20 protein-coding genes are annotated in these 22,320 nt (G+C 61.2%); 6 read left to right on the top strand and 14 right to left on the bottom strand.

Annotation, left to right across the window (positions count from 1 at the left end; genetic code table 11):
• Positions 1 to 4: 4 nt before the first annotated feature.
• From ACMGF7_RS21515 to yebS, 7 genes are all read right to left on the bottom strand, one after another.
• Complete coding sequence (locus ACMGF7_RS21515) at positions 5 to 769, bottom strand: molecular chaperone (RefSeq protein WP_031300493.1); 765 nt, start codon at positions 767 to 769, stop codon at positions 5 to 7.
• A gap of 24 nt (positions 770 to 793) precedes the next feature.
• Entirely contained in the window at positions 794 to 1,348 is a 555-nt protein-coding gene (locus ACMGF7_RS21510; protein WP_049240008.1) for a spore coat U domain-containing protein, read from the bottom strand.
• Positions 1,348 to 1,851: a spore coat U domain-containing protein gene (locus ACMGF7_RS21505; RefSeq protein ID WP_033633239.1), complete on the bottom strand. Its 504-nt coding sequence runs from the start codon at positions 1,849 to 1,851 to the stop codon at positions 1,348 to 1,350. The genes ACMGF7_RS21510 and ACMGF7_RS21505 overlap by 1 nt, the downstream gene beginning before the upstream one ends.
• Positions 1,852 to 1,853: 2 nt before the next feature.
• On the bottom strand, positions 1,854 to 2,393 hold the full coding sequence (locus ACMGF7_RS21500) for a spore coat U domain-containing protein (protein ID WP_015377665.1): 540 nt from the start codon (positions 2,391 to 2,393) through the stop codon (positions 1,854 to 1,856).
• A 274-nt stretch (positions 2,394 to 2,667) separates the two neighbouring features.
• Complete coding sequence (gene rsmF / locus ACMGF7_RS21495; RefSeq protein WP_049240007.1) at positions 2,668 to 4,104, bottom strand: 16S rRNA (cytosine(1407)-C(5))-methyltransferase RsmF; 1,437 nt, start codon at positions 4,102 to 4,104, stop codon at positions 2,668 to 2,670.
• Positions 4,105 to 4,206: 102 nt separating this feature from the next.
• A complete protein-coding gene (locus tag ACMGF7_RS21490; RefSeq protein WP_015377667.1) occupies positions 4,207 to 6,837 on the bottom strand; it encodes a PqiB family protein in 2,631 nt (876 codons plus the stop codon).
• The gene (gene yebS / locus ACMGF7_RS21485; protein ID WP_031300492.1) at positions 6,806 to 8,053 is read right to left on the bottom strand and encodes a membrane integrity lipid transport subunit YebS; all 1,248 of its coding nucleotides are present in this window, start codon (positions 8,051 to 8,053) and stop codon (positions 6,806 to 6,808) included. Before yebS ends, ACMGF7_RS21490 begins: the two co-directional genes overlap by 32 nt.
• 255 nt (positions 8,054 to 8,308) lie before the next feature.
• Here yebS and ACMGF7_RS21480 point away from each other — a divergent pair, with 255 nt between their 5' ends.
• The 3 genes from ACMGF7_RS21480 to prc all read left to right on the top strand — a co-directional run bounded on the left by ACMGF7_RS21480 (position 8,309) and on the right by prc (position 11,681).
• The gene (locus ACMGF7_RS21480) at positions 8,309 to 8,806 is read left to right on the top strand and encodes a GAF domain-containing protein (RefSeq protein WP_049240006.1); all 498 of its coding nucleotides are present in this window, start codon (positions 8,309 to 8,311) and stop codon (positions 8,804 to 8,806) included.
• A 96-nt stretch (positions 8,807 to 8,902) separates the two neighbouring features.
• Positions 8,903 to 9,613, top strand: coding sequence for an RNA chaperone ProQ (gene proQ, locus ACMGF7_RS21475; protein WP_325994276.1), 711 nt, complete (start codon positions 8,903 to 8,905; stop codon positions 9,611 to 9,613).
• A gap of 19 nt (positions 9,614 to 9,632) precedes the next feature.
• Positions 9,633 to 11,681, top strand: coding sequence for a carboxy terminal-processing peptidase (gene prc / locus ACMGF7_RS21470; RefSeq protein ID WP_015377670.1), 2,049 nt, complete (start codon positions 9,633 to 9,635; stop codon positions 11,679 to 11,681).
• A 67-nt stretch (positions 11,682 to 11,748) separates the two neighbouring features.
• Here prc and ACMGF7_RS21465 read toward each other — a convergent pair whose 3' ends face one another.
• From ACMGF7_RS21465 to ACMGF7_RS21440, 6 genes are read right to left on the bottom strand one after another with little or no spacing between them, the layout of a single operon-like run.
• The gene (locus ACMGF7_RS21465; protein WP_049240004.1) at positions 11,749 to 12,594 is read right to left on the bottom strand and encodes a DMT family transporter; all 846 of its coding nucleotides are present in this window, start codon (positions 12,592 to 12,594) and stop codon (positions 11,749 to 11,751) included.
• On the bottom strand, positions 12,591 to 13,898 hold the full coding sequence (locus tag ACMGF7_RS21460) for an opine metallophore biosynthesis dehydrogenase (protein WP_049240003.1): 1,308 nt from the start codon (positions 13,896 to 13,898) through the stop codon (positions 12,591 to 12,593). The genes ACMGF7_RS21465 and ACMGF7_RS21460 overlap by 4 nt, the downstream gene beginning before the upstream one ends.
• Positions 13,891 to 14,688: a nicotianamine synthase family protein gene (locus tag ACMGF7_RS21455; RefSeq protein WP_197763775.1), complete on the bottom strand. Its 798-nt coding sequence runs from the start codon at positions 14,686 to 14,688 to the stop codon at positions 13,891 to 13,893. The genes ACMGF7_RS21460 and ACMGF7_RS21455 overlap by 8 nt, the downstream gene beginning before the upstream one ends.
• The gene (locus ACMGF7_RS21450) at positions 14,676 to 15,461 is read right to left on the bottom strand and encodes an ABC transporter ATP-binding protein (RefSeq protein ID WP_049240001.1); all 786 of its coding nucleotides are present in this window, start codon (positions 15,459 to 15,461) and stop codon (positions 14,676 to 14,678) included. Before ACMGF7_RS21450 ends, ACMGF7_RS21455 begins: the two co-directional genes overlap by 13 nt.
• Complete coding sequence (locus ACMGF7_RS21445) at positions 15,458 to 16,498, bottom strand: FecCD family ABC transporter permease (RefSeq protein WP_053091189.1); 1,041 nt, start codon at positions 16,496 to 16,498, stop codon at positions 15,458 to 15,460. Before ACMGF7_RS21445 ends, ACMGF7_RS21450 begins: the two co-directional genes overlap by 4 nt.
• Positions 16,499 to 16,500: 2 nt before the next feature.
• On the bottom strand, positions 16,501 to 17,592 hold the full coding sequence (locus ACMGF7_RS21440) for an ABC transporter substrate-binding protein (RefSeq protein ID WP_049239999.1): 1,092 nt from the start codon (positions 17,590 to 17,592) through the stop codon (positions 16,501 to 16,503).
• A gap of 370 nt (positions 17,593 to 17,962) precedes the next feature.
• Between ACMGF7_RS21440 and htpX the strand changes: the two genes are divergently transcribed.
• Positions 17,963 to 18,847, top strand: coding sequence for a protease HtpX (gene htpX / locus ACMGF7_RS21435; RefSeq protein ID WP_004931482.1), 885 nt, complete (start codon positions 17,963 to 17,965; stop codon positions 18,845 to 18,847).
• 274 nt (positions 18,848 to 19,121) lie between these two features.
• On the top strand, positions 19,122 to 19,829 hold the full coding sequence (locus tag ACMGF7_RS21430; protein WP_197754776.1) for a hypothetical protein: 708 nt from the start codon (positions 19,122 to 19,124) through the stop codon (positions 19,827 to 19,829).
• A gap of 48 nt (positions 19,830 to 19,877) precedes the next feature.
• Here the strand turns inward: ACMGF7_RS21430 and ACMGF7_RS21425 are convergent, their stop codons facing one another.
• On the bottom strand, positions 19,878 to 21,272 hold the full coding sequence (locus ACMGF7_RS21425; RefSeq protein ID WP_420286632.1) for an MFS transporter: 1,395 nt from the start codon (positions 21,270 to 21,272) through the stop codon (positions 19,878 to 19,880).
• 230 nt (positions 21,273 to 21,502) lie between these two features.
• Here ACMGF7_RS21425 and kdgR point away from each other — a divergent pair, with 230 nt between their 5' ends.
• Entirely contained in the window at positions 21,503 to 22,294 is a 792-nt protein-coding gene (gene kdgR / locus ACMGF7_RS21420) for a DNA-binding transcriptional regulator KdgR (RefSeq protein WP_049239997.1), read from the top strand.
• Positions 22,295 to 22,320: the final 26 nt, after the last annotated feature.

Genomic DNA, 22,320 nt, shown 5'->3' with positions numbered 1-22,320 from the left:
GGTCTCAATAAGACGGAATGGCTACGGGCTGTTTGTTGTCATTGACCGTGGCCATCAGCTTGCCGCTGCTGAAAGCGCCTGCGGGCGGCAAGGCGAAACGCATCTGTGAACCGGGCAGCACGTATCCCATCAGGCCGGGATTCAGGCTGCGGCCTTGCAGCGTCACTTTCGAGATACGGGCATGCACTGCGCCTTGGTTTCGCACCTCCAGCCAGCGTTCGCTGCTTTGCTGCTGTAGACGATAGCTGAGCTGGGGTTGGCTGGCGGTCGCGTAATCGCGCGGTTTTTCGCTGTCCTGTTTGGTCCAAATGCCTTTGCCGCTGACGAACAGCGGCACCGAGTAGCGCATCTGGAATTTCAGCCCCATCTCCGCGCCGCCGGGAGCGGCGCTCGACGCGGGTTCTTTCACCGGCACTTCATCGACCAAAATGCGGTAGGCGCGCTCCTGTCCCGCCGCCGGTGCCGACTGTTTGATCAGGCGTATCAGTTGGCGTTTGCCTGGCGCGATCGACGCTACCGGCGGGCTGGCGATCACGTCGCTTTGGTTGCTGTAATCGTCTTTGCCGGCGGTTTGCTGCCAACCCAGCACGCGAATTTGCATATAGACCGGTTTGCTGTCGCGATTTTCCAGCCACAGCGCGGTGGCCTGCTGTTGATCTTCAATCACCGGATCGATCGGCCAAATGAGAATGGAAGCCGCGGCCAGGGCGTGCTGTTGGCTTGCCAGGAGCAAGGCTGCCGTTAACGGCAGTCGGAAGGGTATGCGCATAACTCAATCCTTATTGCAAAAAACTTAATAAGTGACCGTCAACAAGACCGTATCGCTGTAAACGCCACTGGTGGGCAGGGTACTGGTCGAAAACAGACGGGCGTAAACTTTGATTTCTTGCGTGCTGCCAGTGGCGGCGACGGTCTGCGCCGCGCCGCCGTTGGCGCCATCTCCCCAAAGGGTGGCGTAGTTGCTGTCTTGATAAAGTTGATACAGCAGCGTTTCCGACGTGACGGCATTTTGTAATTTTCTGCCGCCGGCGATGGATCCGGTCACGTGATTGCCGACGCCGAGGGCCAGCGTAACGCTCAGCCCCGGGTTGCAGCGAAACAGCACCGAACCGGCACCGCTGCTGGAGACGATGCTGACTGCGTTGCTCAGCGAGGACAACTGGCCGAAGTTCAGGGTGCCGAAGGTGGTCACGTCACTGACGCCGCTGCCCAATACGCAGCCTTTTACCACGGTTGCATTGACGGTGAACGGCTGGCTTTTGGTCAAATCGTTGACGCCGGTATCGCTTTGGGCCGGGAAAAGCGGCAGGCAGAACAGCAAACCGCAAATGGAAGCGCGCATCGTCATTACCAATTGATCGTGACCTGTACCGTATCGGTGTAGCTGCCTGTCGGGGGTGTGGACTGCGCCGGGATCATGCCATAGACCGGCAGCCAGTTGTCCGTACCGTTGGCGGTTTGTGACACGCCCGTCAGATTATCCCAAATGGTGCTGTGGGCGGCGTTGGTGTACAGGTTGTAATTCACCCGTTGGCCTGCCGCGCTTTGCAGGTAGCGGGCAGCGGTATTGCCGCTTTGCCCGCCGCCAAGCAGAACGCTGTAGCTGGTGCCGTTGGTGCATTTCACCCGAATGGCGCCGGCGTTTTGCTGCCCGGCGACGCTGGTTGCGGTGCTGAGAAAATACAGCGTGCCGAAATTCAGCGTGCCGAAGCTGACGTTGCCACCTGAGCTGCTGCCGGCCTCACAGGCGCTGAGCAAGGTCGCGCTGACGCCGAGGGTCGCGGTTTTACTGTCGGCCTGCGCCAACAGGCTGCACGCCCATAATCCGCAGCAGCAAAGCGCGCGCCGCACCGTTACCAGGTGACCGTCATCGTGACGGTGTCGTTATAGGTGTCCGCCGCCGGGGTAGATCCGGCCGCCGGTACGCGGCCATAGACGATCAGCGGAACGGCGGCGCCGGTGCCGGTGCCGGTCCGCGCGTTGGCGCCGCTGCCCCAGGCGGTGGTGCGTGCGGCATCCTGGTACAGGTTATAACTGATGAATGCGCCTGCCGTGCTGGCCATGCGGCGTTGGGTGCCTGAAGTGACGTGGAGCCCGTTGTCCAGCGCCACCGTGTAGTCTGTGCCGGTGGTGCAGGTCAATGACAGCGTACCGGCCCCCCCTGCGCCGGTGGCGCTGGCGTCGATGATGTTGGCCAGTGAAGAGTAAGTGCCGAAGCTGATGGAGCCGAAGTCGTTGACGGAACCGCTGCTGTTGCCGCCTCCCACGACGCAACCGGCGCCGATGGTCAGCGTTACGCCTAACGTGCCTTGAATGGTGCCTGCTGCGTTAGCCGCGCCGTTGGCGCACAGCAGGGTTGCTACCGAGGTCAATGCCATCAGAGTTTTTTTCATCTTATATTCCTTGCCGTATGAGAGAAAGCCCGCAAAGACGCCACCCAGAGGTGGGTTGAACGTATTCATTTAGCTGCACTTTAATTAATAGAATAAGAATCGGGAATTGTCTTGATGAAAACGAGAAACTTTTTATTCTCATTCCCCGGCTGGCGGGGCTCGCAGGCGAGGTATACCGATAAAGTGAAATAATTAGAATAATAACGAACGGCGATAGGAATATTATTAGCGTTATTTTATCGCCGGGGAGTTTCATTCCCCGGCGCGGTATTGTTTAGAGGTGGAAATCCAGTGCGCCATCCCGCACCAGCTCGCGCGGCAGGTTATTCTTGATACGGCTGCCAATGCGTTTGGCGATGCCCAGAGGTTGCCGCTGATAGGTGACGATGCACTCGTCGCCCGCCGGTGGCTGCTGCGGATAGAGATCGCGGCCGTGATACCACTCCTGGGCCAGCGCGGCGTCCAGCTCGAAATGTTGTTTGCCGCCGGCGCCCGCGAGGGCGATCGCCGCTTCGTGCTGCCAGCGGAAACCTTTCGGGAAACGTTCCGCCAGCTTGAGGCCGATACGTGAGAAGCGCACTTTACCGAACAGCGGTTCCAGCTCGGCCGGGAACAGCCAGAGCTCCTTGTCGCGCTCCCACAGCCGGCTGTCATCGCCCCAGGTCAAGCCGGATGCGGCGGCGGCTTGGGCGACCAGCGCCGCCTCTTTGCCGGACAGCGGGCTGAACGGAAACTTACCGACTTTATAGGTCGGCTTCGCCAACGGCGCCACGGCGCGCTGTTTGCGCAGGCGGGCGACGAAAAAGCCTTCGCTGTCGTAAATCTGCGGGAAGACGTGCAGGAAGCCTTCGGCGGTCAGCGCCTTGTCGGCGCCGGGGAACAGCGCACCCAGCGGCTCGACGCTGACCGCATCGCCGTAGGTGTCCAGCAGCCAGCGCACCACCTGCTGGTTTTCCTGCGCATTGAGGGTGCAGGTGGAGTAAACCATCACGCCGCCCGGCGCCAACGCATGAAACGCGCTGTCGATCAGTTCGCGTTGGGTGGCGGCGATCTCGGCCACGCTCTGTGGCGACCAGTTGCTCATGGCATCCGGATCTTTGCGCACCACGCCTTCGCCGGAGCAGGGGGCATCGAGCAGAATGGCGTCGAAGCTCTCCGGCAGCGCGGCGCCGAACACCCGGCCGTCGAAGTGGGTCAGCGCGGCGTTCTTCACGCCGCAGCGGCTGATATTGGCGTGCAGCACTTTTACCCGGCTGGCGGAGTATTCGTTGGCGACGATGCCGCCCTGATTGCCCATCAACGCGGCGATTTGGGTGGTTTTGGAGCCAGGCGCCGCCGCCACGTCCAGCACCCGATTCGGCACTGCGCCGCCCGCGAACAGCGCGCTGACCGGCAGCATTGAACTGGCCTCCTGAATGTAGAACAGGCCGCTCAGGTGTTCGGCGGCGCTGCCCAGGCGCAGCTCTTCATCGTCGCGCTCGATCCAGAACCCTTCCGCGCACCAGGGGATGGGCTCCAGCCGCCAGTCGTAATCCTGCACCAGCGCCAGGAAGTCGGCGACGCTGATTTTCAGCGTGTTGACGCGCAGGCTGCGGCGCAGCGGGCGCTGGCAGGCGGCGATAAAATCGTCCATCGCCAGCTCGGCGGGCATGATGGCGCGGGTGGCGTCAAGGAAAGCGGGGGGCAGAAAAACGGCGGTGGATTTGGCCACGGGGCGAACTCTCAGGGTGCAATAAAGACAAGGGCGAGAGTTTATCACAAAGCGGAAAAAAACAGGGCCCGACAATGCCGGGCCCTGAGGAAAATGCGAAATTTAATCGCGCGGAATGGCGGTGCCCCAGGTTTTCCAGTCCTTCGGCTCTTCCGGATTCAGCAGGAAGTGTTTGTTCGGCGTCGCTTTCGGCGCCAGCGGAATGGTCGGCGGCGTGGCGAAGGCGATACCGCCGCGGATGAACTGCTGGAAGGTGCCGCTCTTGATCACGCCGCCGGTCAGGCCGAACTGCAGGTTGTACCCCGAAGCCAGCCAGAACACGCTGTTGTTGCGCACCAGATGCTGATACTTCTTGCTGATGCGCAGCGCGACATGCACCCGGTCTGACATGGCGCCAAGGTAGAAGCCAGTGATGGTGCCGACCTCCACGCCGCGGAACAACACCGGCGTGCCGATCTGCAGCGAGCCGGTTTCGGCGGCGTCGAGCACCACGCTCAGGCCGTCGAGATAGCGCGAGTCGGTGATGCTGGCCTGCTGCAGCTCGAAGGTGCGCAGCTCGCGGCCGCGCCCCGGCTCCACGTTGATATAAGGTTGAAGCAGGGTATCGAGATTGCTGACGCCGGCGGCGGAGATCTCCGGCGAGACGATCGAGAAGCGGCTGCCGAGACGCGCGAAGGTCTGCACGTATTCCGGATACAGCACCGCCTTGGCCAACACTTCGTTGCGCTCCGGGGCAAGCTGCAGCGACTCCACCTGGCCGACGTCGATGCCGAGGTAGCGCAGCGGCATACCCGCCGACAGCTTGCTGGCGTCGTAGGTTTTCAGCGTGATTTGGCTGCCCACCGCGCGGGCGGCGGTTTCGCTGGCGTACAGCACGCGGTTGGCACCCTTGTTCAGCGTCACGCCCTGTAGATTATCGAAGCTGATGGCACCTTTCAGCGCGCGGTTGAGCGGCGAAGCCTGCACCGTCAGGCCGCTGCCGTTGAGCTGCACCTTGGCGCCGCCTTCGGCCCAGAAGATGCTTTCGCGCGTCAGCAGCTTGCGGTATTCCGGGCTGATGTAGACGTCCACCTCAAACTCGTTGGCCTTCGGCCGAACATTGACGATCTCGCCCACCTGGAATTTGCGATACAGCACTACCGAGCCGGCCTGCACGTCCGGCAGGCTGGTGGCGCTGAGGGTCAGGGTGGTAGCGGGGGCGTTGCCGACGATGCCTTCCTCGGCTTTTTCGCTGTTGGCGTACAGCGGGTATTGGCCGCCAGGTTCCCCCTTGCTGCCGGGAATAATGCGCACGCCGCCGTCTACCCACTCCTGGGCGCTGGCGCCAAGCACTTCCATGCCGTCGATGCCCAGCTTGACGTCGAGGCGGCTGTTGACCACGAATTTACTGTCTTTGTGCAGCAGGCCGCGGTACTGCGCGTCGATGGCGGCGGTGAATACCACGCCGCCGGCGGTCAGCGTGCGGCTCAGGATTTGGCCGACTTTCACGCCGTGCACCACCAGCGGCTGCCCGACGTCGATGCCGTAGCTTTGCGGCGCATTCAGCGTAACGGTCAGCACGCCAGGCTGTTGCAACAGCGTTTCGCTGCTGTCCAGCACGTTGAAGCGTTGCTGCGGCTCGCCTTCGCCCGGTACCAGCTCCAGCGTGGTGCCGGTCAGCAACTGGCTAAGCTTGGCGTCGTTGAGGCTGATGCGCGGGCTGCGCATCACGATGCGGGTGCCGCTGCGCATCAGATCGACCACCGAAGGATCGATGGTCAGTTCACCGACCACTTTGCTGTCCTGTTGCAACGTCAGCTTGGTCAGGGTGCCGACCTGCAGCCCCTGGTACATCAGCGGCGTGCGGTTTTCGCTCAGGCTGTTGCCGCTCGGCAGATCCAGCAGGATATTGACGCCGCGCTGGCTGTGGGCCAGATCAGGATACAGGGTATAGCTCTGATCGCCCTTGGCCTGCTGGCCATCGGCCGGAGAATCGAAGGCAATGGCACCGTTGACCAGCGCCGCCAGGCTCTCCATCTGCACCGTGGCACCGGACAGGCTGAAATCGCCCTTGAAGCCGGAAACGTTCCAGAAGCGGCTGTTGCTCTTCACCAGGTTGGCGAAGCGGCGGTCGATCAGCACGTCGATGGTCACGCCCTTGTTGCCTTCGCTGATGGTGTAGTCATACACCTTGCCGACCGGGATTTTACGGTAATAGACCAGCGAGCCGCTGTTGAGCGAGCCGAGATCGTCGGCGTGCAGGTGAATCATCAGCTCGCCGGTGTTCAGGCGGTACTTCGGTTGGGTATCGAGCGCGGTGAAGTGGGTTTGCTCCTTGCCGCTGCCGGGCATCATGCCGATATAGTTGCCGCCGACCAGCGCATCGAGCCCGGATACCCCGGCCAGCGAGGCCTTGGGCGTCACCAGCCAGAACTGGGTACCTTCGCGCAGCGAGTCTTCCAGATCGCTTTTGATACTGGCCTCCACCACGATGCTGCGCAGATCTTTGCTCAGACTGATTTTTTGCACCGTGCCGACCTCAACGCCCTGGTAGCGCACCGGCGTGCGGCCGGCGACGATGCCCGCCGCCGATTGGAAATCGATGGTGACGGTGGTGCCGCGTTCCTGGACATTGTTATAGACCAGCCACCCGGCGATCAGCAGGGCGATGAACGGCAGTAACCAGAACGGTGAAATGCGGCGTTTGTTCTTGACTCGCGCTTCAGTCGGTGTAGTCGGCGTTTCCTGTTGCATGTGCATCCCAAATCAATCGGCTATCGAGCCACTCAACGGCAAGAATAGTCAAAATGACCGCCGAGCCAAAGTAAAACGCGGCCGGTCCCATAGTAAAAGATAACAGCTGGTCGCGGTTTACCAGCGACATCATCAAGGCGATAACGAACAGATCGAGCATCGACCAGCGGCCGATCCAGGTGACCAGACGCAGCAGACGAATGCGCGTCTTCAGGCTGTGCGAAGTTTTGAAGTGGATGCTCAGCAACAGCGTGATCAGCACAATCACCTTGGTAAAAGGCACCAGCACGCTGGCGATGAACACGATGGCGGCGATCGGCACGTTGCCGGAGGTGGCCAGTGAGACCACGCCGGAGAAGATGGTGTCTTCCATCCGCACGCCGTTGGCGTAAATGATGGAAATCGGCAGCAGGTTGGCCGGTATCAGCAGGATCATCGCCGCGATCAGCGCCGCCCAGGTTTTCTGCAGGCTGTAGGGCTGGCGGTGGCACATCGGCACATGGCAGCGCGGGCAGCGGCCGCGCGCGTCAGGGTAGCCGGTATAGTGGCAGGACAGGCAAATATGCAGCGCCGCCGGCGGGCCTTCCGGCTGTTCCTGCGGATAGTAACGCTCCCACAGCTGCTCCAGGTTAGCGTGGATCAGCGTCAGGATGCTGAGCACCGTGAGCGACAGGTAGGCGATCAGCGCGCTGCCCGCCTGGATGTCGGCGTAATCCTGCACCTTGATCGCCGCCACCGCCATGCCGATCAGATAAATGTCCAGCATCACCCACTCTTTGAGCCGCTCCAGCATCAGCAGCACCGGGCGCAGGTTCATGCCGAGCGCGTGGCCGAAGCGCAGGTACAGCAGCGACAGCGCCAGCGTCAGCGGGGCGCCGATGGTGCAAAACGCCACCATGCTGGCGGTGAGCGGATCGCCCTGGCGGCTCATCTGCCAGATGCCCTCCAGCAAACTGGCGTCGATGCGCGTGCCGAGCAGGCGGATGCTGATCAGCGGTTCGGTGAAGGCGAACGGCATCAGCAGCAGCATGGTGATCGCCATGGCGGTCAGACGCGTCATCGACCAGTCGCGGCCGTGCACCACCTTGGCGTTGCAGCGCGGGCAATAAGCGGCCTGATTGCCGCTGAGCGGCGGCAGCATGAACAGCAGATCGCACTCGCAGCAGCGTTGGTGGCGCGCTTTGGAAAGGGGGGCGGTGATCGCGTGTATTTTCATTTTTGACAAGTAGCTGCCCTTGAGCCCGCCGGAACTGTCAGCGTAGCTGAAAAATAAACCGGCCGCGTCACCGGCGATCGGGCGCCGGACGGTAAAACGAGGTAAACCGGGATTCTGAGCGGCAAACATACCCCGAGCGACGGGGTTTTGTGAAGCAACAGATGATTAACCTTGTGGCTATACGCATTTAATGCTTATTTTATAGGGCCTAAGCTTTGGGCTTCTGGCCATCTTCACTGTTTCAATGGTTATCACATGACAAAAGAACAATTCTACGCGGAATTAAAACGTGATCTGAGCGCGTTGCTCGGCGGGGAGACCAACTTTATCGCGGCGCTGTCCAACGCCAGCGCCTTGCTCAACGAGCGTCTGGATGACGTGAACTGGGTCGGTTTCTATCTGATGGATGGCGCTCAGCTGGTGCTGGGGCCGTTCCAGGGCAAGATCGCCTGCGTGCGCATCCCGGTGGGCAAGGGCGTGTGCGGCACGGCGGTGGCGGAAAATCGCGTGCAGCGCGTCGGCGACGTGCATGCGTTCCCGGGCCATATCGCCTGCGATGCGGCCAGCAACGCGGAAATCGTGCTGCCGCTGGCGGTTGGCGGCCGAGCGATCGGCGTTTTGGATATCGATAGCACGGTTTATCAACGCTTCGACGAACAGGACGAAGCGGGCCTGAAAGCAGTGGTGGCGGGGCTTTGTGAGCAACTGGAGCAGTGCGACAGTGCGAAATATGTGACTGTGGCGGCAAGTTGATCGACGGTTAACGTGGCAATTACCGATGGCGTCATTATAATGACGCCTGTTCATGCCTGTGGCTTGTTGGCAATACCGTTGTAATCAGGAAATTTCATGGAAAATCAACCTAAGTTGAACTCTAGTAAAGAAGTCATTGCTTTTCTTGCCGAGCGTTTTCCGCTCTGCTTTAGCGCCGAAGGCGAAGCTCGTCCGCTGAAAATCGGTATTTTTCAGGATTTGGTAGAGCGCGTGCAGGGGGAAGAGAATCTCAGCAAAACGCAATTGCGTTCTGCCCTGCGCCTGTACACCTCAAGCTGGCGTTACCTGTACGGCGTTAAAGTCGGCGCGCAGCGCGTCGATCTGGACGGCAATCCGTGCGGTGAACTGGAACAGCAGCATGTCGATCATGCCCGCCAGCAGCTTGAAGAAGCCAAAGCGCGCGTTCAGGCACAGCGTGCCGAACAAAACGCCAAAAAACGTGAAGCCGCCGGTGAATCCGCCGATGCCGCTCCTCGCCGTCCGCGTCCAGCCGGTAAAAAGCCCGCTGCGCGTCGCGAAGGCGGAGCCGCGCCGGAAAACCGCAAGCCGCGCCCACAAACTCGCCCACAGCCCGCTCGCCAACCTCGTGCAGCCAAAGAGGAAAGCCAGCCGCGTTATGCGCCAGTCACGGATATCTCTACACTGCAAATTGGCCAGGAAATCAAAGTCAGAGCAGGCAAGAGCGCGATGGATGCTACCGTACTCGAAATCGCTAAAGATGGCGTACGTGTGCAGCTCTCTTCCGGTCTGGCGATGATTGTGCGCGCAGAACACTTGCAGTTCTGATACGGAGGCCAACCCAGGCATGAACAAATTCGTCAGATTAACAGCGATTGCAGGGCTGCTGTGGGCGGGTGTCAGTTACGGCGCGGAAACAGCCAACATCCGCATCGGCCAACTGCCCCAACTGCAACAGGAACCCCAGCACGCTACGGTGAGTGAGCGCGTTACCTCGCGCTTCACTCGCTCTCATTACCGCCAGTTCGCCCTTGACGCGGAGTTTTCAGGCAAGATCTTCGATCGCTACCTGAACATGCTGGACTACAACCATAACGTATTGCTGGCTGCCGACGTGGCGCAGTTCGCCGGCAAACGCAATCAGGTTGGCGAAGAGCTGAAAACCGGCAAGCTGGACACCTTCTACGCGCTGTTCAATCTGGCGCAGAAACGCCGTTTCGAGCGTTATACCTATGCGTTGTCGTTGCTGGACAAGCCGATGAACTTCACCGGCAACGGCACTATCGATCTCGACCGCAGCAAAGCGCCGTGGCCGAAAGACAAGGCCGAGCTGGATAGCCTGTGGGATGCGAAAGTCACCTATGACGAGCTGAACCTCAAGTTGACCGGCAAGACCGACAAAGAAATCCACGACACGCTGACCAAACGCTATCAGTTCGCCATCAAGCGCCTGACGCAAAGCAACAGCGAAGACGTCTTCCAGCTGGCGATGAATGCCTTTGCGCATGAAATCGATCCGCATACCAACTATCTGTCTCCGCGCAATACCGAGCAGTTCAACACCGAGATGAGCCTGTCGCTGGAAGGCATCGGCGCGGTGCTGCAGATGGATGATGACTACACCCTGATCAACTCGATGGTGCCGGGCGGCCCGGCGGCGAAGAGCAAGGCGATCACCGTAGGCGATCGCATCGTCGGCGTCGGCCAGGCCGGCAAACCGATGGTGGACGTGATCGGCTGGCGTCTGGACGACGTGGTGTCGCTGATCAAAGGGCCGAAGGGCAGCAAGGTGCGCCTGGAGATCCTGCCGGCCGGCAAGGGCACCAAAACCCGCGTGGTCACCTTGACCCGCGAGCGCATCCGCCTGGAAGACCGCGCGGTGAAAATGACCATCAAGACCGTCGGCAAAGAGAAGGTGGCGGTGTTCGACATCCCTGGCTTCTACGTCGGCCTGACCGATGACGTGAAAGTGCAGCTGCAGAAGATGGCCAAGCAGAACGTCAAGAGCGTGATCATCGATCTGCGCACCAACGGCGGCGGCGCGCTGACTGAAGCGGTGTCGCTGTCCGGCCTGTTCATTCCGAGCGGCCCGGTGGTGCAGGTGCGCGACAACAACGGCAAAGTGCGTGAAGACGCCGACACCGACGGCGTGACCTACTACAAAGGCCCGCTGGTGGTGCTGGTCGATCGCTTCAGCGCCTCCGCCTCCGAGATCTTCGCGGCGGCGATGCAGGATTACGGCCGCGCGCTGATCGTCGGCGAACCGACCTTCGGTAAAGGCACCGTGCAGCAGTACCGTTCGTTGAACCGCATCTACGACCAGATGCTGCGCCCTGAGTGGCCGGCGCTCGGTTCGGTGCAGTACACCATTCAGAAGTTCTACCGCGTCAACGGCGGCAGCACCCAGCGCAAGGGCGTGACGCCGGATATTCTGATGCCGACCGGCGTCGATCCGGCGGAAACCGGCGAAGCGTTTGAAGACAACGCCATGCCGTGGGACAGCATCAATGCGGCGACCTACAGCAAGACCGGCGATATGGCGCCGTTCGAGCCGGAACTGCTGAAAGATCACCAGCAGCGCATCGCGCAGAATCCGGAGTTCCAGTACATCGCGCAGGATATCGCGCATTACAAGGCGCTGAAGGATAAACGCAACATCGTGTCCCTCAATCTGGCGGTGCGGGAGAAAGAGAACCACGATGACGATGCGACCCGTCTGAAACGCATCAACGAGCGTCTGGAGCGCGCGGGCAAGAAGCCGCTGAAATCGCTCGACGATCTGCCGAAGGATTACCAGGAACCGGATCCGTACCTGGATGAAACCGTGCATATCGCGCTGGACCTGGCTCATCTGGAAAAGGATCAGCCCGCTCAGCAACCGACGCCGGCCAAATAAGGCGGCGGTTGGCAGAATGAAAAACGCACCCTCGGGTGCGTTTTTTTATGGCTGCGGTATGCGCGGTTCAGACGGTTTTCTTGCGGTGGCGCAGCCCGAGCCGGATGCAGGAAACCACCACCAACATACAGCCGACCAGCGACAGCAGCAGCGGGACTTCGTGCCAGAACAGCCAGCCCCAGGCGATATTGAACACGATGCCGATATAGCGCACCACCGAGACCACGATCAGGTTATCGGAAGAGAAGGCCTGGGTTAAGACGACCTGTCCCAGCAACGACACCAGCGCTATGGCGAGCAGAATGGCAAACTGGTATGCGTTGGGCCAGACGAATGACTGCCACATCAGCGGCAGCGAGATCAGCGTTGCGATGAACAGGAAGTAGAACACGATCTCGTAGTTGTGGTGGCGTTTGCTGAGTTTGTTGACCGACAGATAGGCGATCGAGGCGAACACCGCGCTCATCACGCCGACCAGCGACGCCAGGGTATAGGCCGAGAAGTGCCACGGCCGCACCAGCAGCACCGCGCCGATGATGACCATCGCCAGCCAAAACGCGGTATTGGCGTTGACCCGCTCACGCAGCACCAGCAAGGAGAGCAAAATGGAGAAAAACGGCGACAGGTAGGCCAGCATGCTGGCATCGGCCAGCGTGAGGTGGGCGATGCTGTAAAAATAACAGATCAGATACAGTCCGCCCATGGTGCCGCGCAATACCAGCAGCGGCCGGTCTTCACGGCTGAAGGCGACGCGGTGGCGATACATCAGCAGCAGAACCAGCACGCAGCCGATGCTGCTGCGAAAGAACACGATCTCTCCGGTGGGAATGACGTCGGCGATGGTTTTGACCAGCGCGTTCATGACGCTGAAAATCAGCGAGGCGAAAATGGCCAGCAGCGCACCCTGATTCATGCTTGCCTCCGCCACTGCCGGTAGGTGATATCCGCCTGCTCGCGGCAGGTATCGTCCAGCAACGAATGATGACAATGCTCGGTGCCGATCCGGGTGACGAAGCTGTGCAGCGCCTGCTGAAAGCGCGCCAACAGGCACTGGGCGGCGGGCATCTCGACGCCCAGCCGCTGCGCCAGCAAGACCATAACGCGCAGTTTGCGCACGTCCTCTTGCGGCACGCGCGGCAGTCGCCATAACCCCTGCGCATCCTGGAAGACGCGGGCGACCCTGACGGCGGAAAAATCATAGTAGCGGCCCTGCGCGTCCGGTTCGGAATAGGGATCGACCAGCAGCGCGGTATAGCGCGCAAACAGCGCGTAGCGTTGCTCCGCCGGCGCGAGCTGCGGGAATTGGTCAATCCAGCGGCGGCTTACCATACGAGGCGGCACCGGGTAATTGTCGTCATTCAAAAAGCGCAGCAGGTTGATGGCCTCGACGCCGAGCCGGTTGAGCAACTGCCGGTAATCCTGCGAGAGCGCCAGCATGTCGGCGATCGTCTCGGGGCAGATAGGGCCTTCGGGGTAGGTCTTATACAGGTACTGTATCGGCGCCTGCGGCTGAAAGATCGCCTGTAGCGTGGTATCGGCCAGCGCCAGCGGGGGATGAACATAGTTGGTGATGCTGAAGCGTTCGGCGGCCAGCAGGCTGTCGCAGCGCTGGGCATCGATGCCGTGACGCGCCAGCACCGCGCAAAGCCAATCGAGTTCGGCGCGGTCTGACGATGGGCTTTGGCCGGCCAGATAAATCCGCTGCTTGAATGCCTTGGTGTAAGCGCGGTAAGGCTGCGCGGCATCCTGGTATTTGGTATCGGCGTAGTAGCTCGACAGGCTGATGATCCCGACGTGGGATTGCCCGGCGTCCTGCAGCAGGCTTTGCACCATCAGGCCGGAACCGATGGAAGGAGAGAGCAGGATCAGTGAGCGCAGCTGGGGCAACGCCGCCCATGGCACCTGCCGCAGCACGTCATGATATTGATCGGCGGGGACGGCAAGGATCAGTCGGTGCCAGTCACCGCCGACCAGTGACAGGTCATCGCAGTAGCTGTCGATCGTCACTTGCGTATCGCCTTGGGTGCGCTGCGCCTTACCGGCGCCCGTCAGAGACAGGCTGGGCGCGTGAGCCAAATGATGCCGCAGGCGTTGTCCTTTCTCGCTGGGGCGGTTGTACAGGCCGATGCGCGCATTGGCCGCGGCCTTGATATCCGCCGCCAATTGGATAGCCGCCGGGCCGGCGCCCAGAATCAGGGTGGAAAAGGCATTATTCATGGCTGAGAGGCTCCAGAATCAACAGATCGTACAGCGGGGTGGCGAGCGGTTTACCGCTGATGCGCCACGGCGAACCGGCGGCCTGGTGATGGTAAGGGCAGTTAAAGAGAGACTTGAGGCCATTGCCATAGCGCACCAGCAATTTGCCGCGTTGCGGCAGCAAAGGCCGCAGCTCCCTCAGCAAGCCCTGCTTGTCGGCTACCAGAGAGGCGATGATGATGTGATCGACGTCATTGCGGGTCAGGCCGTGCAGCTTGTCGATGCAGGGCATCTGCCGCACCAGCCCCAGATGGCGCGTGAGGCGGCGGGCAAACCGCTGGGCCGCCGGATCGCAATCGTAGCAAATGACGGTGGCGGCAAGCCTGGCGACCAGCGCCAGCGCCGTGGTGGGCAAGGCGCCGCTGCCCACCAGCAACACCCGCTCGCCCGGTTGGATGCCGGCGGCGGCGATCTCCAACTGCAGGGCGCGATCGAAACTGTTCAGGTAGGCGTTAGTCTGTGCCGGTTGCCGACAGAGTGCAGAGACGCGATGCTTCTCGTAGTCGCACAATGCGGCATTGGCTGTTGCCCGCAGTTGGGCGATCTGCGCCGTTATCAAACGGTCGTTTTCCAGTTTTCGACGGTAGGCCTGCAGCTGTGGTTCGTCGTTAAAGGCTTGCAGGCGGCTGAAGCGGCGTTCCAGCAGGGAAAAATTACGCCGATCTTGCCGGGCGGAGCGGTGTAGCTGGTGAATTTCCTGTTGCAAACCGGCGAGTTGCGCCAGCATGTCCGCCTTGGTCAGGGTGTACATGGGGATTCTCCGTGTGCGTGTAACAGCTGTGTCGGCAGCAGATAGGGGTAGCCCTGCGGGCTGACGCCGTTTTCGATACCGACGCCAAATACGCGAGACATCATTGGGTGTCCCATCATCTGATGAGTCTCGCCGTGGCAAACGACGCGTCCGTGCTCGAGCAGCGTAAGTGAGTGGCAATAACGCAGCGCCAGCCCCAGATCGTGGATCACCAGCAGCGTGATGCAGCGATGACGCCGGCCGTAGTCGGCGATCTGATTGAGCACGCGCAGCTGGTGATGGATATCCAGCGCGCTGGTGGGTTCGTCGAGTAAAATGAGCTGCGGTTGAGAGACGAACGCCTGAGCCAGCATCACCAACTGTCGCTGGCCGCCGCTGAGACGGTTGAAGGGGCGATCGGCGAGCGCGGAAATGCCGCATTCCGCCAGCGCCTGTTCGACCGCATCGGCCTGGGCGGCGCTGACGCGCCATCCCAACTGCCGTACCTTGCCCAACAGCACCATGTCAAAAGCGGTCAGTGCCGAATCGCAGCGATTAAGCTGCGGTACATAGGCGATGCGGCTGGTTTTCGGATCGAGCGGGCGCTCGCGGTAGGCAATCTCGCCGCTGTACGGCAACATGCGATTAATCGCTTTCAGCAGCGTGGACTTGCCGGCGCCGTTGGGGCCGATGATGCCGCCGAGTTTTGCCTCCGGCCAGCTCAGGGATACGTCGGCCAATAGCGGGCGGCGATGCAGCGAGACGTCGACGCCGGTGAGGGTCAGTTGAGTCATGGGCGTTTAACCTGTCGGGTGACGAAGTAAAACAGCACCGGCACGCCGATCAGGGCGATGACGATGCCGATGGGCACCACGCCGTTCGGCATCACCAGCTTGGCGACGATCGACGCGCACAGCAGCAGCAGGCTGCCGCAGAGGGCGGAAATGCAGATCAGGTAACGCTGATCCTCCCCGACCAGAAAACGGGCGAAATGGGGGGCGATCAGCCCGACGAACCCGATGGTGCCGACAAAAGAGACCGAGGCGGCCGTCAGCAAAGTCGCCAGTAGAAAGGCCAGCTTGCGCAGCGCGCTGACGTTGATGCCCAGCCCCTGTGCCTGCTCTTCGCCGGCGGACAGCGCCGTAAGGCGCCAGGCCTGCCGCAGGCTGACGATCAGCGCGCAGAGCAACACGGCGCCGGTGATCGCCACCCCGTGCATATTCGCTTTGAGCAGGCTGCCGAACAGCCAAAAGACGATTTGCTGCATGGCCTCCGGCGCGGCCAGAAACAGCAGCAGCGATTGCAGCGACTGAAAGAAAAACAGCACGACGATGCCGCTCAACACCAATATTTGCGGCGTCATGCCCCGGCGTTGTCCCAGCAGATAGATAGGCACGCAGGCGAGCAACGCCATCAGCGAAGCCAGCAACGGCGTGCCCAGCGCCAGCGCGCCGCCCAGGCTGAAGCCGGTGATGATCGACAGCGCCGCGCCGAACCCCGCCGCAGCCGAGATCCCTAGCGTATAGGGGCTGGCGAGGGGGTTGGCCAGCACGGTCTGCATCAGCAGGCCGGCCAGCGCCAGGCTGGCGCCGACCACCAGGGCGGTGAGTGTCATCGGCAAGCGAATCGACCAGAAAACCACCTGATGCAGCTCGTTGCCTGGCGCAGGACCGGGCCAGAGCATTCGCACGATATCCGCGAGGCCAAGATGCGCGGCGCCGACGGTCAGATCGATGGCGGCCGCCGCCAACAGCGCGCCGAGCAGCGCCAGCGTCAATAGCCCGCGGCGCAGCCTGCGCCGTTGCAAAAAATCACGTCCTGTGCGGGCCACGACTACTCTCCTTGCCAGCGTTGCAAGAAGACGCCGTCCGCCTCAATCGGCAGATATTGGCGGTAGAACCGGGCCAGGTTGCGCGCGGGGTCTACGTCGGCAAATGCGGTGGGATAGAGGGCTTTCGCCAGATACTGGACAAAAATAAAGTCGTAAATCGTGCGCGCGCCGCCATGATAAAGCGCATAAAGCCGTTGGTTTTTTATAGCCGGCAGCTGCGGCCATCCCGCCCGCCGGGCATACTGCGTCAGGCGCGCCTGTATGGGGGCGGCCTGTGTGCCGTAGCCCATCGGCACGGCGTTCGGCATATTTTCCCAGTCGCCTCCGGCGAGAAAAATGACGTCGGGCCGTTTGGTCAGGACATAGTCGGCGCGCAACGGAGAGGGGCTGCCGACGACGCCGGCGGCGATATTGTCGGCGCCGGCCAACTGCAGCAGCGGCCCCCAGATCGAGGCGCCATAGCTGCTGCTGTATTCGCCGGGGCCCTTGTCTCCCAGTTCAATATAGGTGATCGGCGGCGGCAGCTGCGCCTGGCGGATGCGCCGCCGGGTATCTTCGAGGCTCTGGCGATATTCGTCGGCCAGCCGTTCCGCTCGCTCGGCGTGGCCCATTGCCTGGCCCATCAACCGAATGCTGGCGAGCTTGACCTCGACGCCCTGGTTGAAGTCGACGACGATGTAAGGAATGTTGAGCCGTTGCAGCACCGGCAGGTAGTTGGCGAAGCCGTCGAGCTGCCACTTCGCCAGGATCAGCAGGTCCGGCCGCGTGGTCAGCAGGCGTTCAAAATCGAAGCTCTGGTTATAGAGCGAACCGACATCGACCAATTGAGCGAGCCGCGGCAGCGCGGCCTGATAGCGCGCCCATTGGCTGGTGCGCAAGGCCCAGTCGCTTTTGGAGAAGGCGACGACCTGTTGATAGCTCTCCGGGCCGTTCACTGCCAGAAAATCTTCGTAGTAAAAGCCGATATAGGCGCGCTGTGCGGGGGCGGTCAGGGTGACGCGACGTCCTTCAACGTCGGTGAGGTGAATTTCAGCTTGTGCGAGGTGGCAGAAAAGCAGCCACGTCGCCAGCATCCAGGCGATACGCGATAACATGATTGACATCCCTTTACGATTAATTGTGATGTTATAATGTAACAATTAATCGTAAGATTCAAACTTTCGTCGTCGATGAATCGGCTGCGGGCACGTCGGATCGCACCCAGCGGATATTGACCCAGAAAGGGTGTGGATAAAATCGCCCGCCGCGATCCTGCGCGGGCGAAGAATTTTTTGTGAGAAATCCCTCCGCCTTGCGCAACAATCGTTTACAATTTGCCAAATCCCGGTCGCGCGCCGTTTTTGTAAAGTTTCGTATTTTTAGTAGGTTAATGACGCGCGACTCTTGAAACTGTGACGAATGCCCATACGATCTAGGGTATCTTGGACAGCGTTTTGTTAACATTTATGAGGAAGTAAACATTTTATGATGCGTATAGCTCTGTTCCTGCTCACCAACCTGGCGGTGATGTTGGTTTTCGGGCTGGTGCTCAGCCTGACAGGAATCCAATCCAGTAGCGTTCAGGGCCTGATGATCATGGCCGGTCTGTTCGGCTTCGGCGGCGCTTTCGTGTCGTTGCTGATGTCCAAGTGGATGGCGCTGCGCTCCGTCGGCGGAGAAGTGATTGAACAGCCGCGTAACGAAACCGAAAACTGGCTGCTGGAAACGGTGCGCCGTCAGTCGCAGCAGGCGGGCATCGCCATGCCGCAGGTCGCTATCTACCATGCGCCGGACATCAACGCCTTCGCCACCGGCGCGCGCCGCGACGCCTCGCTGGTCGCCGTCAGCACCGGCCTGCTGCAGAGCATGAGCCGTGACGAAGCGGAAGCGGTCATCGCGCACGAAATCAGCCACGTCGCCAACGGCGATATGGTGACCATGACCCTGATTCAGGGCATCGTGAACACCTTCGTGATCTTCATTTCACGCCTGATCGCGCAGGTCGCCGCCGGTTTCCTCGGCAACCGCGACGGTGATGGCGAAGGGGAAGGCAACGGCAACCCGATGATTTACTTCGCCGTGTCGATGGTGCTGGAACTGGTGTTCGGCATCCTGGCGAGCATCATCACCATGTGGTTCTCGCGTCACCGCGAGTTCTACGCCGACGCCGGCTCCGCCAAACTGGTGGGCCGCGAGAAGATGATCGCCGCCTTGCAGCGTCTGAAAACCAGCTATGAACCGCAGGAAGCCGGCAGCATGATGGCGTTCTGCATCAACGGTAAATCCAAGTCGTTCAGCGAGCTGTTCATGTCGCACCCGCCGCTCGACAAGCGTATCGAAGCGCTGCGTACCGGCCAGTACCTGAAGTAATCGGCTGAATGAAATGAAAAACCCCGGCTTGCCGGGGTTTTTTTATGGCATGCCTGAACCGCTTTTTCAGCGTCGACGGGGGTTAACGTGGCGCAAGAGCTCCCCGAAGTCCATAAAGCCCGCCTTCGAATAACGCCTGTCGGCCTCTCTGTGCGTTTACCGCCGCGGAGCGAGACGAGGGTAAGCCGCATCCTGGCTGAGTGACGACCGGCTGTTTGGCTTTGGAAGCGCATGTTATATGCTTTGGCGCAATGACATTTGTCCCTGAGGCCCTATGAAAATCAACCACCTTCCCTTGCTCAACGGTGATGAGCTACCGGCGCGCCTGGCGGAATTGACAGGCGGTATCGCCGATGCGGTTGCGGAACTGTTCAACCGGCATGATGACGATGCTGAACGGCCAGCTATTCGCTGGCATTCAGGCGATCTTCACCTCCCGGCATTTTTCCCCGACGAGCACGACAGCCACGATTACGATTACCTGATCGTGGACGGCGATATGATCGTGGAAGGATGCCTGGCGGTATCGCCGCAGCGCGAGGACGGCGGCATTGTCGTGCTGGGGCGGCTGCAGGCGGATACGCTGATTTGCTGGGGCGGACTGGTCGTGCGTGATGATGTCCGCATACGCCATGCCTATTGCAGCTCAGGAAACGACGGTGCGTTCGTGGTGGGGGGGGATCTGACCGCGCTCACCCTGGTAGAGACGGGGGAGTTTATCCATGTCCATGGCGATCTCGATGCGCGGTGTCTCGCTTCGTTGCAGAACTTCGTTCAGGTTGACGGAAACACGCGCTGCGATTGCCGCATCGACAGCGCTCAGGCCGAAGATCTGATCAAGCGCATGTTCGCCCCTGGCTTACTGAAGGGCTTCGAGGGGGTGGATAACGACGGCCAACGCATTGTTGGCTGGTATCCGGATGACGACGCCTATTTAGCGTGTCTACGACAAGGCCGCAGCCCTTTGAGGAGCGGCGACTGACGCCAGGCCTGCGTCGCGCTCGATGTGGCCCGGCTCTTTCTATGCCCGCTATTTCACCTCGCGGCTGGGCTGCACCGTCTGCGTCGTCGACTGGGTGATGCGCAGGCCGCTGACCGCCGCTGCCAGGGTGGCGAACACCCCGGCCAGGATCAGCGAAGCGTGGGTGCCGGAGGCAGGGAACAGGTTGAACATCAGCGCCACCAGCGCGGCCCCCGAGGTTTGTCCCAGCAGGCGAGCGGTGCCCAGCATGCCGCTGGCGCCGCCGCTGCGGTTGCGCGGCGCGGCGGAAATGATGGTGTGGTTGTTGGGCGACTGGAACAGGCCGAAACCGGCGCCACACAGCACCATGCGCCAGATGATGTCCACATTCGACGGCGCCGCCGGCAGCAGCGCCAGCGAGAACAGCCCGAGCGCGAACACCGCCAGCCCGATACAGCCCAGCAGGCCGGCGTGCACGCGCTCCACCAGCCGACCGGCGATCGGCGCCATCACCACGATCGCCAGCGGCCACGGCGTCAGCAGCAGCCCGGTCGCCACCTCGTCGCGGCCCAACGCGCTTTGCAGGAAGAACGGCAACGACACCATCGCCAGCATTTGCGCAGCGAACGAACAGATTGAGGTGCCCATCGACAGGGCGAAGATCGGGATACGCAGCAGGTCGACCGGCAGCAACGGAAATTCCTGGCGCAGCTGGCGGCGCACGAACACCGCGCCAATCGCCAGCAGCGCGGCAATCTCGCTGAAGATCAGCGTCAGGCTCTGGCCCTGGGCGAAGCCGCTGATGGCGGTGATCAGCAGGCCGAAGGTCAGCGCGTTCAGCACGGCGCTGGTGGGATCGAAACGGCGATTATCGCTTTTTTGGCCGTTAGCCGGCAGGAATTTCATCCCCAGCAGCAGCGCGACGATGCCGATCGGCAGGTTGATGGCGAACAGCCACTGCCAGGATGCGACCGACAGGATAGCGGCCGCCACCGTCGGCCCGGCCGCTGAGGAGCAGGCGACGATCAGCGAGTTGATGCCCATGCCGCGGCCGAGAAAACGCTGCGGGTAGATGATGCGGATCAGCGCGGTGTTGACGCTCATAATGGCGGCGGCGCCAAAGCCTTGCAATACGCGGGCGATGGTCAGCGTGAGCAGCGAGTCGGACAGGGCGCAAAACAGCGAGGTGATGCTGAACACCAGCAACCCGGCCTGATAGATGCGGCGATAGCCGACCAGATCGCCGAGCGAGGCCAGCGACAGCAGAGAGACGGTGATCGCCAACTGATAGGCGTTGACCACCCAAATGGAGCTGGCCGGGCTGGCGTTAAGATCGCGCGCGATGGTGGGCAGCGCCACGTTGGCTATCGCGCCGTCGAGCACCGATACGGTAATGCCGAGGGCGATGGCGAGGATCGCCCCATAGCGTTGCGGGACGGGGAGGCCGTCGGAACAAGGACGCATGTTGGTCTCAGCGGTATTTATTCAGGGGAGTATTATCATGCTAATCATAATCACCTGCGATTGCATGCCCGTTGCCCGCTTAATTGTAAATAGCGGTGAGCAGGCCGGGGTTATCCATTTGGCTTCAATCGCTTAGCGTTCAGCCGCGTTGCGCGCCGCGATCTGTTCCGATTATACTGAAACCCTTGTTTAAATTTCCTGAAACAAAACCGTTAAGTAGGGCATTCACCATGGCTAACGCAGATTCAGACAAGCAACCGGATGCCGTCTCATCCGTGATGAAAGTGTTCGGCATTTTGCAGGCGCTTGGCGATGAGCGCGAGATTGGCATTACCGAACTTTCCCAGCGAGTGATGATGTCCAAAAGCACCGTCTACCGTTTTCTGCAAACCATGAAAGCGCTGGGCTACGTATCGCAGGAAGGCGAGACGGAAAAGTATGCGCTGACGCTCAAGCTGTTCGAACTGGGCGCCAAATCGTTGCAGAACGTCGATCTGATCCGCAGCGCCGACGTGCAGATGCGCGAACTGTCAAACCGCACCCGCGAAACCATCCACCTCGGCGCCCTGGACGAGGACGGCATTGTCTATATCCACAAGATCGACGCGATGTACAACCTGCGCATGTATTCGCGCATCGGCCGCCGCAACCCGCTGCACAGCACCGCCATCGGGAAAGTGCTGCTGGCCTGGCGCGGGCGGGATGAGGTGGCGCAGATTTTGTCGCAGATTGACTTTACCCGCAGCACCGAGCATACCCTGACCAGCGCCGCCGAACTGTTGCCGGTGCTGGATCGGGTGCGTGAGCAGGGATTCGGCGAAGATGTCGAAGAGCAGGAGGCGGGGATCCGCTGCATCGCGGTGCCGGTATTCGACAGGTTCGGGGTGGCGATCGCCGGGCTGAGCATCTCTTTCCCGACGCTGCGCTTTTCCGACGCGGCGCGGGAGGAGTATGTGGCGTTGCTGCACGTCGCCGCCCGGCGCATCTCCGAGCAGCAGGGCTATCACGACTACCCGTTCTGACCGTCATTTCGATGAGCGAGGCGCTG

It is taken from the genome of Serratia sp. BNK-17 (genome assembly GCF_048684935.1).
GTDB lineage: Bacteria > Pseudomonadota > Gammaproteobacteria > Enterobacterales > Enterobacteriaceae > Serratia > Serratia nematodiphila.
Note: the sequence above shows the minus strand (reverse complement) of the source record. Positions and strands in the feature narration are given on the sequence as shown.

Bases quoted from the DNA above. Each gene is read 5' to 3' on its own strand.
- ACMGF7_RS21515 (WP_031300493.1), bottom strand. From the start codon at position 769: ATGCGCATACCCTTCCGACTGCCGTTAACGGCAGCCTTGCTCCTGGCA.
- ACMGF7_RS21510 (WP_049240008.1), bottom strand. From the start codon at position 1,348: ATGACGATGCGCGCTTCCATTTGCGGTTTGCTGTTCTGCCTGCCGCTT.
- ACMGF7_RS21500 (WP_015377665.1), bottom strand. From the start codon at position 2,393: ATGAAAAAAACTCTGATGGCATTGACCTCGGTAGCAACCCTGCTGTGC.
- ACMGF7_RS21490 (WP_015377667.1), bottom strand. From the start codon at position 6,837: ATGCAACAGGAAACGCCGACTACACCGACTGAAGCGCGAGTCAAGAAC.
- yebS (WP_031300492.1), bottom strand. From the start codon at position 8,053: ATGAAAATACACGCGATCACCGCCCCCCTTTCCAAAGCGCGCCACCAA.
- ACMGF7_RS21480 (WP_049240006.1), top strand. From the start codon at position 8,309: ATGACAAAAGAACAATTCTACGCGGAATTAAAACGTGATCTGAGCGCG.
- proQ (WP_325994276.1), top strand. From the start codon at position 8,903: ATGGAAAATCAACCTAAGTTGAACTCTAGTAAAGAAGTCATTGCTTTT.
- prc (WP_015377670.1), top strand. From the start codon at position 9,633: ATGAACAAATTCGTCAGATTAACAGCGATTGCAGGGCTGCTGTGGGCG.
- ACMGF7_RS21465 (WP_049240004.1), bottom strand. From the start codon at position 12,594: ATGAATCAGGGTGCGCTGCTGGCCATTTTCGCCTCGCTGATTTTCAGC.
- ACMGF7_RS21460 (WP_049240003.1), bottom strand. From the start codon at position 13,898: ATGAATAATGCCTTTTCCACCCTGATTCTGGGCGCCGGCCCGGCGGCT.
- ACMGF7_RS21455 (WP_197763775.1), bottom strand. From the start codon at position 14,688: ATGTACACCCTGACCAAGGCGGACATGCTGGCGCAACTCGCCGGTTTG.
- ACMGF7_RS21450 (WP_049240001.1), bottom strand. From the start codon at position 15,461: ATGACTCAACTGACCCTCACCGGCGTCGACGTCTCGCTGCATCGCCGC.
- ACMGF7_RS21440 (WP_049239999.1), bottom strand. From the start codon at position 17,592: ATGTTATCGCGTATCGCCTGGATGCTGGCGACGTGGCTGCTTTTCTGC.
- htpX (WP_004931482.1), top strand. From the start codon at position 17,963: ATGATGCGTATAGCTCTGTTCCTGCTCACCAACCTGGCGGTGATGTTG.
- ACMGF7_RS21430 (WP_197754776.1), top strand. From the start codon at position 19,122: ATGAAAATCAACCACCTTCCCTTGCTCAACGGTGATGAGCTACCGGCG.
- ACMGF7_RS21425 (WP_420286632.1), bottom strand. From the start codon at position 21,272: ATGCGTCCTTGTTCCGACGGCCTCCCCGTCCCGCAACGCTATGGGGCG.
- kdgR (WP_049239997.1), top strand. From the start codon at position 21,503: ATGGCTAACGCAGATTCAGACAAGCAACCGGATGCCGTCTCATCCGTG.